The 14,001-nt window shown below is 37.8% G+C and carries 16 protein-coding genes; 6 read left to right on the top strand and 10 right to left on the bottom strand.

The annotated features are described in order from the left end of the window. Positions 1 to 84: 84 nt before the first annotated feature. Positions 85 to 894 carry a DUF6502 family protein gene (locus HMPREF0013_RS21235; protein ID WP_002116521.1) on the top strand — a complete coding sequence of 270 codons (810 nt, stop codon included), beginning with the start codon at positions 85 to 87 and terminating at the stop codon, positions 892 to 894. Between the two features lie 16 nt (positions 895 to 910). Beyond that, positions 911 to 1,543 carry a hypothetical protein gene (locus HMPREF0013_RS21230; RefSeq protein ID WP_079377695.1) on the top strand — a complete coding sequence of 211 codons (633 nt, stop codon included), beginning with the start codon at positions 911 to 913 and terminating at the stop codon, positions 1,541 to 1,543. Positions 1,544 to 1,586: 43 nt separating this feature from the next. On the opposite strand, the gene HMPREF0013_RS21225 is transcribed toward HMPREF0013_RS21230, so the two are convergent. Beyond that, a complete protein-coding gene (locus tag HMPREF0013_RS21225) occupies positions 1,587 to 1,967 on the bottom strand; it encodes a winged helix-turn-helix transcriptional regulator (RefSeq protein ID WP_002116344.1) in 381 nt (126 codons plus the stop codon). A gap of 117 nt (positions 1,968 to 2,084) precedes the next feature. Between HMPREF0013_RS21225 and HMPREF0013_RS21220 the strand changes: the two genes are divergently transcribed. Continuing rightward, positions 2,085 to 2,645 carry a flavodoxin family protein gene (locus tag HMPREF0013_RS21220; RefSeq protein WP_002116454.1) on the top strand — a complete coding sequence of 187 codons (561 nt, stop codon included), beginning with the start codon at positions 2,085 to 2,087 and terminating at the stop codon, positions 2,643 to 2,645. A gap of 47 nt (positions 2,646 to 2,692) precedes the next feature. On the opposite strand, the gene HMPREF0013_RS21215 is transcribed toward HMPREF0013_RS21220, so the two are convergent. From HMPREF0013_RS21215 to rpoD, 6 genes are all read right to left on the bottom strand, one after another. Continuing rightward, positions 2,693 to 4,096 (bottom strand): APC family permease, encoded by a 1,404-nt coding sequence (locus tag HMPREF0013_RS21215; RefSeq protein ID WP_005064540.1) that lies wholly within the window; start codon positions 4,094 to 4,096, stop codon positions 2,693 to 2,695. 250 nt (positions 4,097 to 4,346) lie between these two features. After that, positions 4,347 to 5,531: an iron-containing alcohol dehydrogenase gene (locus HMPREF0013_RS21210; RefSeq protein WP_002116403.1), complete on the bottom strand. Its 1,185-nt coding sequence runs from the start codon at positions 5,529 to 5,531 to the stop codon at positions 4,347 to 4,349. 1 nt (position 5,532) lies between these two features. After that, entirely contained in the window at positions 5,533 to 6,066 is a 534-nt protein-coding gene (locus tag HMPREF0013_RS21205) for a hypothetical protein (RefSeq protein ID WP_002116035.1), read from the bottom strand. A gap of 81 nt (positions 6,067 to 6,147) precedes the next feature. Beyond that, positions 6,148 to 6,801: a lipoyl(octanoyl) transferase LipB gene (lipB, locus tag HMPREF0013_RS21200; protein ID WP_002116342.1), complete on the bottom strand. Its 654-nt coding sequence runs from the start codon at positions 6,799 to 6,801 to the stop codon at positions 6,148 to 6,150. A 202-nt stretch (positions 6,802 to 7,003) separates the two neighbouring features. After that, positions 7,004 to 7,291, bottom strand: a complete 288-nt coding sequence (locus tag HMPREF0013_RS21195; protein WP_002116017.1) for a YbeD family protein — start codon at positions 7,289 to 7,291, stop codon at positions 7,004 to 7,006. A 97-nt stretch (positions 7,292 to 7,388) separates the two neighbouring features. Next, positions 7,389 to 9,275, bottom strand: a complete 1,887-nt coding sequence (gene rpoD / locus HMPREF0013_RS21190; RefSeq protein WP_002116414.1) for an RNA polymerase sigma factor RpoD — start codon at positions 9,273 to 9,275, stop codon at positions 7,389 to 7,391. Positions 9,276 to 9,633: 358 nt separating this feature from the next. Between rpoD and HMPREF0013_RS21185 the strand changes: the two genes are divergently transcribed. Beyond that, positions 9,634 to 9,840, top strand: coding sequence for a PA3496 family putative envelope integrity protein (locus HMPREF0013_RS21185; protein WP_002116495.1), 207 nt, complete (start codon positions 9,634 to 9,636; stop codon positions 9,838 to 9,840). A gap of 74 nt (positions 9,841 to 9,914) precedes the next feature. Further along, positions 9,915 to 10,439, top strand: a complete 525-nt coding sequence (locus HMPREF0013_RS21180) for a YecA family protein (protein WP_002116105.1) — start codon at positions 9,915 to 9,917, stop codon at positions 10,437 to 10,439. A gap of 123 nt (positions 10,440 to 10,562) precedes the next feature. Here the strand turns inward: HMPREF0013_RS21180 and HMPREF0013_RS21175 are convergent, their stop codons facing one another. Continuing rightward, entirely contained in the window at positions 10,563 to 11,495 is a 933-nt protein-coding gene (locus HMPREF0013_RS21175) for a rhodanese-related sulfurtransferase (RefSeq protein ID WP_002116523.1), read from the bottom strand. A gap of 111 nt (positions 11,496 to 11,606) precedes the next feature. On the opposite strand from HMPREF0013_RS21175, the gene HMPREF0013_RS21170 reads away from it, so the two are divergent. Then, positions 11,607 to 12,092, top strand: a complete 486-nt coding sequence (locus tag HMPREF0013_RS21170) for a DUF1289 domain-containing protein (protein ID WP_002116550.1) — start codon at positions 11,607 to 11,609, stop codon at positions 12,090 to 12,092. 73 nt (positions 12,093 to 12,165) lie between these two features. Here the strand turns inward: HMPREF0013_RS21170 and gltA are convergent, their stop codons facing one another. Both gltA and HMPREF0013_RS24760 read right to left on the bottom strand, forming a co-directional pair. Further along, entirely contained in the window at positions 12,166 to 13,440 is a 1,275-nt protein-coding gene (gene gltA, locus HMPREF0013_RS21165; RefSeq protein ID WP_002116327.1) for a citrate synthase, read from the bottom strand. A 343-nt stretch (positions 13,441 to 13,783) separates the two neighbouring features. After that, positions 13,784 to 13,909 carry a hypothetical protein gene (locus HMPREF0013_RS24760; protein ID WP_002116304.1) on the bottom strand — a complete coding sequence of 42 codons (126 nt, stop codon included), beginning with the start codon at positions 13,907 to 13,909 and terminating at the stop codon, positions 13,784 to 13,786. Between the last annotated feature and the right edge of the window lie 92 nt (positions 13,910 to 14,001).

The raw sequence follows: 14,001 nt of genomic DNA, 5'->3' as shown, positions 1-14,001 counted from the left end.
GAATGAAAATTGCATCTTAAACCGTTCAGTGTGACAATTGCTCGGCCCATACTGTTTTCAAATATGAAGGAAAATTGTTACCCTATGACCACACTCCAAACGAACAATGCAGAACTTAATCAAAAGCAGGTATTAATGTTAATGGAATACCTGACGCAATGGTTAATTCGTTCGGGAGTTGGATATAACGACTTTGTAACTGCTTTAAAACCTGTTTTCTATCAACAAGCTTTAACTGAGCTAGAGCGTATAGAGCAAAAGCCAACTGATTCAGCGGTCAGTTTACTTTCAGGGTTACATCGCAAAGATGTGAATGCATTTAAAAAGGCGATGCAGGCTGGGCAGCCTTTAACAGAAGCAAAAGTAGCAGAGCCAGTAAGTGTTCCTGCTCGGGTGATTGGTTTGTGGCTTGCAGAGGGATTGGCAGAAAAAATTCCATTTGTAAGTAATGATCAAATTTGTTTTGAAAATTTAGTAAAGAAAGTCTCAACTGAAAAGCATCCAAGATCTATTTTGAATGAACTCGAACGCCTAAATATTGTGAGAGAAGAAGATGGCCTTGTGATGTTGCAGCAGCGTAGTTTTATGCCTGATGTAGAGCAATTTGAGGTTCGAAAATTATTAACGAGTAATTTAGAAGCACATTTAGCTGCTGGAGTTCATAATTTATTTCAGCCAGAAAGAGAACCCTATTTAGAACAAGCAATTTTTGCTGATGAACTAACAGATGAATCGATTACTTTACTCAAAGAAGCAAGTTTGCGCTTATGGGAAGATTTATCACTACAAGTACTTAAGTTAGCTATTGAACGTTGTGCACTAGATGAAGGAAAAGAGGGTGCAACAAAAACTTTCCGTTTCGGAGCTTATCAATATGACGAAAACAACTTATAAAAAATTAATAATATCCATGAGCTTCATTTTGACAGGTGGTCTTTTAACCGCTTGTGGAGAGGATTTATTCGCAGGTGGTGCAAGTTTAGGGGGGTCAGGATATCCGACTAAACCTGGTAAACCGGGTGATTTTGAAACACCGGCCGATGGAGAGAAAGGCGACTCAAAAGATAATGAAATTTGGTTGCCTGCACCCGTTGAAGATGACTGTAATGGCTTACATCGCAAACTACAGTTTCTCAATAATGTAACGCGTGAACCTATAGAAAAAGAAACTGTTTTTAAATATGCACAGCAGTTAACTCTAAACGGTACTCTGGCTTTGCAGATTACTCAAACTAATAAGGGATTAGAGAAAATACAAGAAAAACAACCTGCATGTTACGTACCTTTAGAACTCTATTTACTTGGAAATACAAAGCGCTCCTATCCAGAAAATGAGTGTAAAGAGACTCAACCTTACGAATATCTGCCAGGTGAAACCAAAACTTTTATTGTCAATTATCCAGCATTTGACGTCATGAATGGTACTTGGAAATATGGTCTAGAAAGCACTTATTTGAAGAGTGATCAAGAGTTAAAACAATGTGAACCTTTAACTATCCAATTTAAAATAAATGCACCACCTGAGCCGATTAAAATTAATTAAGTTGAGCCACTCATGAGCGATAAAATTTTAAGGGAAGTATGAGTTAAGCTTGCTCTAGCACTTTTTCATCATAAGTCATTTGGGCTGCTAAAACCTGTTCAATATTAGTTTCGGCCCATTCTTTTAATTGGAACGCCATTGAAGCGACATTTTGCCCCAGAGAAGTGAGTGAGTAATCAACACGAATAGGAGACGTATTCTGAATTTTACGCTCAATAAAACCATCCCTTTCCAGCATTTTTAACTTTTGTGATAAGACTTTAGGCGAAATACCTTGAATATTCTTTTTGAGCAAGTTGAAGTGCTGAGTTTCCTCTTCAAGCACATTTAAAATTAATAAAACCCACTTATCTGCAATTTTTTCAAAAAATAAACGAGCAGGGCAATGTTGTTGAAAAACATTATATTTTAGACATTCATTCATACTATTTACCTGCTAATTTCTTAAAAAATTACCATAGTTACCGATTAGTAACTAATTGACACCTAGTTTCTAAAATATATCATAAAGTGGAATTTAATAAAACAAAGGTTTGCTCCCATGTCTAACTCTAATATCGCGGTTGTATATTTCTCTGGTTATGGCCATACCAAAGTCGTGGCTGAAACGTTTGCAAACGAAATTAATGCTCAGCTCATCCAAATTGATCAAGAAGGTAATATTACTGAGCAAGATTGGCAGACATTAAATGATGCGAAGGGGATTGTTTTTGGTGCTCCGACTTATATGGGTACAGCACCATGGCAATTTAAAAAGTTTGCTGATGCAACTTCAAAAGTTTGGTTTACACGTGGGTGGCAAGATAAAGTATTTGCAGGCTTCACAAACAGCGCGAGCTTAAATGGGGATAAGCAGGTTACCCTTATTCAATTACAGACTTTAGCATCGCAACATGGTGGAATTTGGGTAAGCCTTGGTTTATTACCAGCGAATACAAAAGATGCAACACGTGAAGATGTAAATAACTTAGGTGGTTCAGTTGGACTTTTAGTTCAATCGCCTTCTGATGCAAGTGTAGAGGAAGTTCCTGCTGGAGACCTTGAAACAGCGAAACTCTACGCTAAACGTGTACAAAATATTGTGAACAAAATTTTTGGTTAATTTGACCATAAAAAAGGCGCTTTAAGCGCCTTTTTTATGAGGGATGGTTATTCATGTTCATTATGTTGAGGTGCTTGATATTTAAAACCTTTAGTTTTATAACCTAGGTATAAAATACCGAACATTGCCCACCATAATCCATATTTCAAGGCTGTCTCTTCAATCTCAAGCCATAGAGCGAAAATACTAAAGAAGCCAAGAAGTGGAATAATTACAAAGTTAAAAATATCTTTGAAATTCTTTGTGCGGCCATCACGTAAAGCATAGCGTGAAATCACTGATAAATTAACAAATGTGAATGCAGTTAACGCACCAAAGCTAATCATTGAAATGACAATATCTAAGCTCATGAAACCTGCTGCTAGTGCTACAACACCAACAATAAGAATATTGTATGAAGGCGTATAGTTCTTTGGACTAACATGACCAAAGATTTTTTTATTGATTACACCATCACGTCCCATTGCATACATCAAGCGCGATACACCTGCATGAGCTGAAATACCAGATGCCATGACAGTAATAATTGCAAAAGCAAGAACGTATGACTGAAATAATGAACCACCTACAAGTAATAAAATGTCTGGCTGTGTTGCTGCAACATCTTCAAAGTAGTTTTTAGGATCATGTGGGAAGTAAATTTGCATGAAGTAAGTACTGATGACAAAGATTACACCAGCGATAAGTGCTGTTAAGAAAATCGCTTTAGGTAATGTTTTCTCAGTGTCTTTTGTTTCTTCTGCTAAAGAACTTAAAGAGTCGAATCCAGTAAACGAGAAGCAAAGTAATGTTGCACCAGTGACTAATGCCCCTACGGATGTCAACTCATTCCAGAAAGGCTCTAAGCTCCATAACTGATAACGGGTTGCTTCTGTAATTGGACCTTCTGCATTATAGCCCATTTGTAATTTGCTATAGACTAGATAAGTAAATATGCCGATCACGAGTAACTGTACAAATACAATCAGGCTATTAAAATTAGCAACAAAGCGTGCGCCACGTAAGTTAATACCAGTCATGAAAGCGGTTAATACAATTACCCATACCCAATGATTGACTGTAGGAAATAATGCATCAAGATAAATACCAGCCAAAATAATATTGACCATTGGTGAAAGCAAATAATCTAACCAAGATGACCAACCCACCATAAAACCAACATTAGGGTGAATTGATTTTTGTGCATAGGTATAAGCTGAACCTGAAGATGGATAGCGCTTAATCATATGTCCATAACTAATCGATGTTAGCAAAATGGCAATTAATGCAAAAATGTACGAAGTTGGAACATGGTAATGACTTTCTTCGGAAACTAGACCGAATGTGTCAAATAATGTCATTGGCTGAATATAGGCTAAACCAATAATAATAATATGCCAAAGACCTAGCGTTTTTCGTAGCTTAACTACAGACGGAGTCCCAGAGATAGTTGTCAACGGCGTTATCCTCATAATCGTTGATCAAGGATCAGCTTGGTGTTAAGGATCGTTTGAGACGAACGATCCCCCCTACAGAAAAAGATAAAGTGCGCCAATCTATCCTAAATTGATGCAAATTGTCAGTACTTTCATCGATTTTTTAGCAAATTTTTTGCCATATTTACAAATAAAATGATGAATATAGATTCACATCTATAAAAAAGATCCTGATTTTATATAAAAATCAGGATCTTATGGGGGATTTTTGATTTAACTTATCTTGTTACCATGCCTTTTGTAAGATATCGCGGATATCTTTTAGGCTTGCTTCTTTAGGGTTGTAAATAATTGAGCCGTCATTTAGTGCTTTTTCTGCAACTTCATCGAGCTGTGCTTCAGTTACTTTGCCAGTTTCACGTAAAGTACGTGGTAACTTGGTTAAGGTAAATAAACGATCACGCATCGCTAAAATTGTTGCAATCGCTCTGTCTGCACGTTGAGTTGCTGGAGTTTGTGCATAGATATCAGCACCAGCTAATGGCAATAGTAATTCACCAATTTTCTGGCCATTTACCTGCTTATTATATTCAAGCACATATGGTAAGAATAAATTCATACATAAACCGTGGGGCAGATGAGCAACAGCACCTAAAGCATGACCTAAAGAATGTACAAGGCCTACCATTGAGTTAGAGAATGCAATACCTGCCATTGTAGAGGCTTGTGCTAGTTCTAAACGACCTTGTGAGTCATTTGGGTTTTCTAGGACATTAAATAGGTTTTCACTAATCTTTTTAATTCCAGCACTTGCATAAGCATCGCTAAGTGGATTGGCAGCCATACATGTATAGGCTTCAACACAATGTGTTAAGGCATCCATACCTGTCATTGCAGTTAAATGAGGTGGCAATGTAAGTGTCATGCGCGGATCTAAAATCGCTGCATGTGGCATTAAGTAATAAGAAGCAAATGCCAATTTAACATTCTTTTGTGTATCTGAAACCACGGCAACCATAGTCACTTCAGATCCCGTACCTGATGTAGTCGGAATTACGAAAAAGGGTTTTAATGGTTTTGGTAGGTTGTGTGCACCAGAATATTGAAGTAAGTCATCTCCACCTTCAGATACTAAAATGTTAGTTGCTTTAGAAGTATCGATAACTGAACCACCACCTACAGCAATAATCGCATCGCATTTATTCTTGCGATAAGCTTCTGCGGCAAGACGAACGACTTCTAAACTTGAGTCTGGTGGAACATCATCAAATACATGACCAATGACAGCATCAGTCGTACTGAACGCAGCTTCAATCGGGTTGAGTAGGCCATTTGCGCGCACACCTTTATCTGTAATGATGAGCGGACGTTTTGCACCTAGAGTCGCAAGTTCAAACGGAATATGTTCTAACGCAGCATTACCGGCAATGACTTTTACAGGACAAAAGAATTCGTAATATGGTTTAGCCATGTTATGCGCTCCGCTTGAAATAGGACTTAGCTACTTTTAAGTAAATATTTGCAGCTTCGTTGAATTTTTCTTTTAGGGTGAGTTCGGTTGGGTATTCTTTGACTGCAAGAGACGCAACCAATTTAGGTAAAATGAGAGATTCCATTTTATTTAGACAGCGTACTAAGCGAATGGCAGCAGATACATTACCATCAGCAATCATTCGGTCATTAGCAAATGCTTGGGCAGTACTTTCTTGAAAAGAAAATACTAAAAAGGCATGAGTTACATGTTTGAATGTAATAGTTAAGTCTGGCTTTCTTTCAGCTCTTTTGAGTAGCTCTAACTGTTTGTCTTCTGTGACTCGAGCAAAAAATGCTGGTCCATTTGGGAAAACATTCATTGAAAGTACAAAGTGAACAGGAAATTTAGATACTTCCTCTTGTATTTCAGTGTCCACTTGACTTGCCATGACTAAGCCACGACCAACAACATCCATCATGAGCTTAACGTAGGCAAGTTGCAGAGTAGGCTTTACAGCTTTTGTCGAAATCACTCGCGTATCCCTTGTTAAAATTATGCAAAAGCAAATTTAGAGTAATTACTCTAATCCATTTTTATTTCATCGCAAAGCGATTTATTCGGTTTTGACTTCCGGGTCATTAAAGTACCCCGTGTTCTTAATATACTCAATAAAGTCTTGGCAAAGTTGAGTGAATGATGGATAAGGAGTCACCAAATCTTGTATACGCACCATTTCTAAGCCTGCGTAACCGCAAGGATTAATAGTTTGGAACCCATCTAAAGCACAGTCCAAGTTTAATGCTAATCCATGATAGCTACGGCCACGACGAATTTTAAAGCCTAAGGAACCAATCTTACGGTCATCGACATATACTCCTGGAGCATCAGGCTTAGCATACGCTTCAATTCTGTATTTTTTTAAAACATCTATCATGAATTGTTCAGCAAAACTGACCAATGTTCGTACGTTCCATTTTAGACGATTAAGATCAAACATGAAGTAAGCAACAAGTTGACCAGGTCCATGCCAAGTCACTTGTCCACCACGGTCAGTTTGCACTACAGGAATATCTGATGAAATTAGGATGTGTTCAGGTTTACCAGCTTGACCTTGAGTTAAAACATTATGATGTTGAAGTAACCATAACTCATCAGGCGTATCTTGATCTCGCTCATTTGTTAAGAGTTTCATGGTTTCAAACTTGCTTTGATAATCTTGTAAATCGTTCCATTGCCGAATGATTAAGTTAGGTTTATCAAGGCTCATCACAATCTCTTCCTATAATTAGTTTATGCGGCGCCCAGTTAATATCTACTAGATAAAAGCCGAAAACCTTGTAATTTTAAAGGATTTTATAAAAGGAATTCTAAATATTTGTAAGGTTTTTCGTGGTAGGAAGTTTTTAAAATTTCCAAAAAAATACCACAGTAAGAATGCCTGACTGTGGTATTGATTGAAGAACTTAAAATTAAAGCGCAGTTCTAATCTGCGGACAAGCAGCCAAGTCAGCATAAAGTGCATGAACTTGTTCCAATTCTTCAAAGCGCAATTGTGCTGTTAAAGAATGATACTTGCCAGTGCGAGATTCTTGAACTTTTAATGTTGAGTGGTCGAAGTCTGGAAAATGTTTTACCAAAATATCGACTACAGCAACACGTAATTCTTCACCCGCATCGCCAATAAGTTTAATTGGATAATCCATCGGAAATACCCAAAGATGTTCTTGTAGTTCGCGAGATGGAGTGCGGTCTAACATAAGTTACCTCATGATTTGAAACGCCTGCATTATCGCAGGCGTTTATAGCTCTTTCTATTAAATGGGGCTTGGTTTTGAAATTTCAAGCTTTCAAAACTTAGTCATTTTCCAAGAAAGAACGTAAATGTTCAGAACGAGAAGGGTGACGTAATTTACGTAATGCTTTCGCTTCAATCTGACGGATACGTTCACGTGTTACGTCAAATTGTTTACCAACTTCTTCAAGTGTGTGATCGGTTGGCATATCAATACCAAAACGCATCTTCAATACTTTTGCTTCACGTTCAGTTAAATTTTCCAATACTTCACGAGTTGCTTCTTTTAAGCCTTCTGAAGTCGCAGCATCAATTGGAGAAGTGATGTTTTGATCTTCAATGAAATCCCCAAGATGTGAATCTTCATCATCACCAATAGGTGTTTCCATCGAAATCGGTTCTTTAGCAATTTTAAGTACTTTACGAACCTTAACTTCATCCATTTCTAAACGTTCACCTAATTCTTCAGGTGTTGGTTCACGGCCCATTTCTTGTAACAATTGACGAGATACACGGTTGATCTTGTTAATCGTTTCAATCATGTGTACTGGAATACGGATTGTACGAGCCTGATCGGCAATCGAACGAGTAATCGCCTGACGAATCCACCAAGTTGCATAAGTCGAGAATTTATAACCACGACGGTATTCAAACTTGTCTACAGCTTTCATCAAACCAATGTTCCCTTCTTGAATCAAGTCAAGGAACTGTAAACCACGGTTAGTATATTTCTTCGCAATCGAGATTACCAAACGGAGGTTGGCTTCTACCATTTCTTTCTTAGCGCGACGTGCTTTCGCTTCGCCAATCGCCATACGTTTAGAGATATCTTTAATTTCAGCAACGCTTAAACTAAGCTCTTTCTCAATATCTGCAATCTTTTGTTGGAATGCTAAAACATCTGGACGAACTTTTTCTAAATGCGCCTTGATTTCAGCAGGTGCTTTAGCAATTTGTTCATCTAACCAAGCTGGATTAGATTCTTGTTTAGGGAAAGATGTACGGAATTGAGTACGGTCCATACGGCCACGACGTACTGCATAACGCATGATTTCACGTTCATTGGCACGAATTTGCTCATGGGTACCACGAATCATTTCAGAGATGATGTCAAATAAACGTGGTGTAAATTTAAACATCATGAACACAGTAGCTAAAGCTTCTAAAGCTTCTTCAGCCTCTGGACTGTTACGACCATGTTTTTCAACAACAGCTTTTGTTTTAGCCCAAGCAGCTTCTAGTTCAGTAAAACGAACTTTTGCAACTTCAGGGTCTGGACCTGAATCGCCTTCAGAGTCATCATCACCTTCAGACTCTTCTTCTTCATCATCATCATCAAGCTTAACTTCTTTCGTTGATTTTGAAGATGATTCGTCTTCTTCTTCAAGTTCTTCAACTTCTTCTAAAACTTCTGGAATATCTTCATCAGTTTCAGGATCGAGGTAGCCTGATAAAATATCTGCAAGACGGCGTTCGCCAGTTAAAAAATCATTATATTCTTTTAATACAACTTCAACAGCATTTGGCCAGTAAGCAATTGAATTAAGGACATCACGGATACCTTCTTCAATACGTTTGGCAATGCTGATTTCACCTTCACGGGTTAACAGTTCAACTGTACCCATTTCACGCATGTACATACGTACAGGATCTGTCGTACGCCCAGGCTCATTTTCAACCGATGCAAGTACGGCAGCAGCTTCTTCTTCAGCAACCTCATCAGTTGCGTCAGCCGACTCACCGAACATGGTATCGTCAGATTCAGGTGCACGCTCGTGTACAGGAATACCAACGTCTTGAAGCATTTGAATAATGTCTTCAATCTGTTCGCTTTCAGTAATCGAGTCCGGCAGATGATCGTTAACCTCAGCGTAAGTTAAGTAACCTTGTTCTTTGCCTCGGCTAATCAGAGCCGCTACTTGAGAAGTAGGGGAATGCATATCGCTCATCTTTGCTTACTCTTTGTTGAATCTGTGGCAGTGAAAAACCGTGCATGATAGCACAATTTGCTTGAAATGTTTTGGCTTTGATCAGTAACCGTTAAATAAAAAATATCTTTGAATTCACGTCTGTTTTTTGAATATTGGGATAAAATCATTTTTTTCAAGCTTAAATCATCGAAAAAATCATAGAATTTTTTTTTGATCAAAAAAATAGTTCAGCTTTATAAATACACAATTTTTTGGGCGAAAAAAAGTACAAATATGCAGTTTAATGAAAAAAATATAAATAAAACTTGACACGATTTAATAACCAAGATAAATAGCGGCTAGACCCATTCACATTTTTTCATTAGAGGTAGTTTTAGTGTCTTCTACAGATTTTGAATTAGATGATAACTACGGTGATGATGATGATGTCGGTTTTGATGAGTCATCAGGCAAAATCACTGCGAAAGAATCATTAGAAAAACGTAGATTAATTGATGATCTATTGGCTCAACGCCGTTTAGAGCGTGAGTTAAAAGATTTTGATTACGATTTAGACGATGATGATCTTGATGATGAAGACTAATCAAATCTGAATAGGGCATCGTCAGCTTAGATGCTATGCTATCGTAGATTTCTTTTTTATAGTCAGGTAACACAATGAGTGCGTTAGATTTAGACCAATTAAGTGAATATCTAGATGGAGACCACAATGAGTATGGTCTGGATTTCGCTGCAACTCATGGTTTTCTGTGTGCAATTGCAGTAGGCCCTCAGTTCGATCGTTGGTTAGATGAATTGTTTGATAATAACCATAAAAAAGTTCCTGCCGAAATTATTCAGCAGATCAAAGCGTGGTTAGAGTCAATTCGACAAGACTTAGCAAATGAAAATGGAATTGAATTTCCGTTTGAAATTGAAGAAGCTGATGTTGAGTCTAGCTTAGGCGACTGGAGTGTTGGATTTGTTGATGCGATGTTCTTAAATGAAGATGCATGGTTTGCACCTGAATATGAGGAACAATTAATTGATTTAACTTTACCAATGATGGTATTTAGTGGAATTGATGAAGAAGATCCACAGATGGAATCTTTCCGTCGTAATGGACAGTTAATGGATGAACTGGCAGAAGAAATCCCAGATAATTTGAATGAATTATACTTGATGTATCATACGCCAAATTAACTTATTAGAAGAAATAATAAATAACGTCCTTTCTAGGGCGTTTTTTATTGTAAAAAAATTAGTGGTATAAATAAAAAAGGGCAGTTAGAAATCTAAATGCCCTTTAAAAACTATTTTATAGTTTTATAGACGTTTACGCTTTGCAGCAGCAATTTGTGACTGGCGCATACGGAAACCAGCTTTTTGCTTTTCAGTGGTTTTGTCGATGCAATAAACGCAAGAAACACCGTGTTCGTAACTTGGTAGAGCAGACTCTTCAGGAGTTAAAGGCCAACCGCAAGCATGACATTTAATATTCACGCCTTCCTCTACACCATGAGTTACAGCAGTACGTCCGTCAAATACGAAACATTCACCTTCCCATAAGCTTTCATCAGCAGGGGTTTCTTCTAGGTACTTAAGGATACCGCCTTTAAGATGGTAAACCTCTTTAAATCCTTCTTGAAGAAGTAAAGAAGTTGATTTTTCACAGCGAATACCACCAGTACAGAACATCGCAATTTTTTTGTCTTTATGTTGCTCTAATTCTTTCTTAACGTATTCTGGAAACTCACGGAATGTTTCAGTTTTAGGGTCAATTGCACCCTTAAATGTACCCGCTTTATATTCGTAATCATTACGTGTGTCGATTAAAATTACATCATCACGTGCGATTAAATCATTCCATTCTTTAGGATCAAGATAGTGACCGACTAAGTCACGAGGTTTAACTTCAACACCTAAAGTCACGATTTCTTCTTTAAGTTTAATTTTCATTTTGCGGAAAGGTTTGTCAGAACTATGAGATTCTTTGTATTCCATAGCACCAAAGCCTTCATTGAGCAAAAATTGATGTAGTGTATCAATTGCTAAGCGATCACCAGCAACAGTACCATTAATTCCTTCACCTGCTACAATCAGAGTTCCACAAAGGTTAATTGTTTTCACTAAGTCTAATAAACGTTGTTGAAGATCGGCAGGATCTTGAACTTCTTTAAATTGATATAGTGCTGCAACAACCCAACCTGCGGTCGCTTGCTGTTCTACAGGTGCAAGCTGTTCTACAGTAGCGTTCATGGAAAACTCCAAATGTATTAAGATAGAAATTTAAGGCGCATATTTTAGCGCGAAAATTTGTAATAAGCGAGAAAACCATAAAAAGTATATGGTTTATTTAAGGAGTTTGTTTTGAGTAATGATCATCGAACGCTCTCTCTCACCCCATGTGCAGGGCGTTGTTCAACAGTTTTTGGTGATCAGGTTTGTCGTGGTTGTCGCCGTTTTAACCACGAGGTGATTCAATGGAACACTTATACGGCAGAGCAGCGTTTGGCTGTATGGAAGCGTTTAGATGATCAATTGAATCAAATCTTAGTACCGATGCTGCCTCATGCAGACTTACAGCATGTTGAGGGCTTTATTTTAAGTAAGCGTGTTCGGTTAATGGAAGGGGCGAGCCAAGGCCGTAAGCTTTACCATGCCTTAAAAATATGTGAAAAGAATAAACATTTAGCACACGAGAGTGGTTTGGGTATTTCGGAGACTCAAGTCAAAACAATATGGGTTGAGTTTGAACGACGCGTTTTAGCGTTGGCTAAAGCGAGCTATGAGTTGGCTTGGTTGCGAGCAGATGGAATTAGCCATCACTTGTTAACTATGTATGAAGAAGAATAAGTCTAGAGTAAAAAAGACGTAAATAAAAAAGCTGCCAGAAGGCAGCTTTTTTTCATTAATTTTCTTTCGAATATTAACGTTTGATGTCGCGTTGAGTTTCACCAGTATAAAGCTGACGAGGACGACCGATTTTGTAAGGACCGCTGTGCATTTCTAACCAGTGGCTGATCCAACCAACTGTACGAGCAAGAGCGAAGATTACAGTAAACATTTCTGTTGGGATACCAATCGCTTTAAGGATGATACCTGAGTAGAAGTCTACGTTAGGGTAAAGTTTACGCTCAACGAAGTACGGGTCGTTCAATGCGATACGCTCAAGTTCCATAGCAAGTGCTAATTGAGGATCGTTGATACCTAAAGCTTCAAGAACTTCGTCACAAGTTTGCTTCATTACTTTAGCGCGTGGATCGAAGTTTTTGTAAACGCGGTGACCGAAGCCCATAAGCTTAACTTCTTTGCGTTTAACTTTTTCCATGAACTCTGCAACGTTTTCAACGCTACCGATTTCATCAAGCATCTTAAGAACTGCTTCGTTTGCACCACCGTGAGCAGGTCCCCAAAGTGCAGAGATACCAGCAGAGATACATGCATACGGGTTTGCACCAGTAGAGCCAGCAAGACGTACTGTAGATGTAGAAGCATTTTGTTCGTGGTCAGCATGAAGCGTAAAAATACGATCCATTGCGCGAGCAAGAACAGGATTAACTTTGTAATCACGGTCAGCAGGAGTAGCAAACATCATGTGCAAGAAGTTTTCCGCATAACTTAAATCGTTACGTGGATAGATGAATGGTTGACCTACTGTGTATTTGTAACTCCAAGCAGCAAGTGTTGGAATTTTTGCAATTAAACGAATTGCAGTAATTTCACGGTGGTTGATATCTTCAATATCTAGGTTGTTGTGATAGAACGCAGATAATGCACCTACAACACCTACCATGATTGCCATTGGGTGAGCGTCACGACGGAAACCATTGAAGAAACGGCTAACTTGATCATGAACCATAGTGTGAGCACGAACTTTCGTATCAAACTCAACTTTTTGCTCAGCAGTTGGGAGCTCGCCATTTAATAATAAATAACAAGTTTCAAGATAGTCTGCTTGAGTTGCTAACTGGTCAATTGGGTAACCGCGGTGTAATAAAATACCTTTGTCACCATCAATGAAAGTAATTTTAGATTCGCATGCGGCTGTCGCCATAAAACCAGGATCGAAAGTAAAATGACCTTCTTTCAGTATGCTGCTGACATCAATTACATCTGGACCTAAAGTGCCACTGTAGATTGGTAAACCAATTTCTTTGCCATCAAGATGTAATACGGCTTTTTTGCCATTTGCTTCAGACATTCAATAGATCTCCTGTCCTGGTGAATGTTGATCTGACTCGAAATCCTAATGTTCTCATGTGCGAATCAGACGGTGTCAAAATTTGCTATAAGATTAGTGAGTACTGAAATTTTGTCAATTATACTTATGGATAAAAAATGACGTTCCCACAGAGAGTTAGTCATCAAGACCCGAGCAAAAAAGTCAGTAAAATCACTGCATCGGGATGGTATAATAAGTCAATTCAACAAGAACGTGCAGAAAAAAAATGAAGGATGAGTACAATTGTAAGCAAATTTATAAATTGCAATTTAGAATAATAAGGCGGTAGAAAATGCCAATCCGCTTAAAAAAATCATAAAACTCATGATGTAATTTCAAATTTATACTCAAAAAAAATTGTATTTTTATTTAGTTGTAACAAAGAATATTGTTCTTTTTTTAAGTTTAATTGTATAAAAAATAGCTTATCAGATGATTTTAAAATCATAAGAACTGTTTTTTAATGAAATTCACTTTCGAAAAATTAGTATAGATCGCTTAATATCTATCTGAAATATAAGTCTGTTCACTTATTTGAAA

The sequence above is a fragment of the Acinetobacter sp. SH024 genome (assembly GCF_000163635.1).
Lineage (GTDB): Bacteria > Pseudomonadota > Gammaproteobacteria > Pseudomonadales > Moraxellaceae > Acinetobacter > Acinetobacter pittii.
Note: the sequence above shows the minus strand (reverse complement) of the source record. Positions and strands in the feature narration are given on the sequence as shown.

Excerpts from the sequence above, each read along its gene's own strand:
- HMPREF0013_RS21235 (WP_002116521.1), top strand. The coding sequence starts at position 85 with ATGACCACACTCCAAACGAACAATGCAGAACTTAATCAAAAGCAGGTA.
- HMPREF0013_RS21230 (WP_079377695.1), top strand. The coding sequence starts at position 911 with ATGAGCTTCATTTTGACAGGTGGTCTTTTAACCGCTTGTGGAGAGGAT.
- HMPREF0013_RS21225 (WP_002116344.1), bottom strand. The coding sequence starts at position 1,967 with ATGAATGAATGTCTAAAATATAATGTTTTTCAACAACATTGCCCTGCT.
- HMPREF0013_RS21220 (WP_002116454.1), top strand. The coding sequence starts at position 2,085 with ATGTCTAACTCTAATATCGCGGTTGTATATTTCTCTGGTTATGGCCAT.
- HMPREF0013_RS21215 (WP_005064540.1), bottom strand. The coding sequence starts at position 4,096 with ATGAGGATAACGCCGTTGACAACTATCTCTGGGACTCCGTCTGTAGTT.
- HMPREF0013_RS21210 (WP_002116403.1), bottom strand. The coding sequence starts at position 5,531 with ATGGCTAAACCATATTACGAATTCTTTTGTCCTGTAAAAGTCATTGCC.
- lipB (WP_002116342.1), bottom strand. The coding sequence starts at position 6,801 with ATGAGCCTTGATAAACCTAACTTAATCATTCGGCAATGGAACGATTTA.
- HMPREF0013_RS21195 (WP_002116017.1), bottom strand. The coding sequence starts at position 7,291 with ATGTTAGACCGCACTCCATCTCGCGAACTACAAGAACATCTTTGGGTA.
- rpoD (WP_002116414.1), bottom strand. The coding sequence starts at position 9,275 with ATGAGCGATATGCATTCCCCTACTTCTCAAGTAGCGGCTCTGATTAGC.
- HMPREF0013_RS21180 (WP_002116105.1), top strand. The coding sequence starts at position 9,915 with ATGAGTGCGTTAGATTTAGACCAATTAAGTGAATATCTAGATGGAGAC.
- HMPREF0013_RS21175 (WP_002116523.1), bottom strand. The coding sequence starts at position 11,495 with ATGAACGCTACTGTAGAACAGCTTGCACCTGTAGAACAGCAAGCGACC.
- gltA (WP_002116327.1), bottom strand. The coding sequence starts at position 13,440 with ATGTCTGAAGCAAATGGCAAAAAAGCCGTATTACATCTTGATGGCAAA.
- HMPREF0013_RS24760 (WP_002116304.1), bottom strand. The coding sequence starts at position 13,909 with ATGATTTTAAAATCATCTGATAAGCTATTTTTTATACAATTAAACTTA.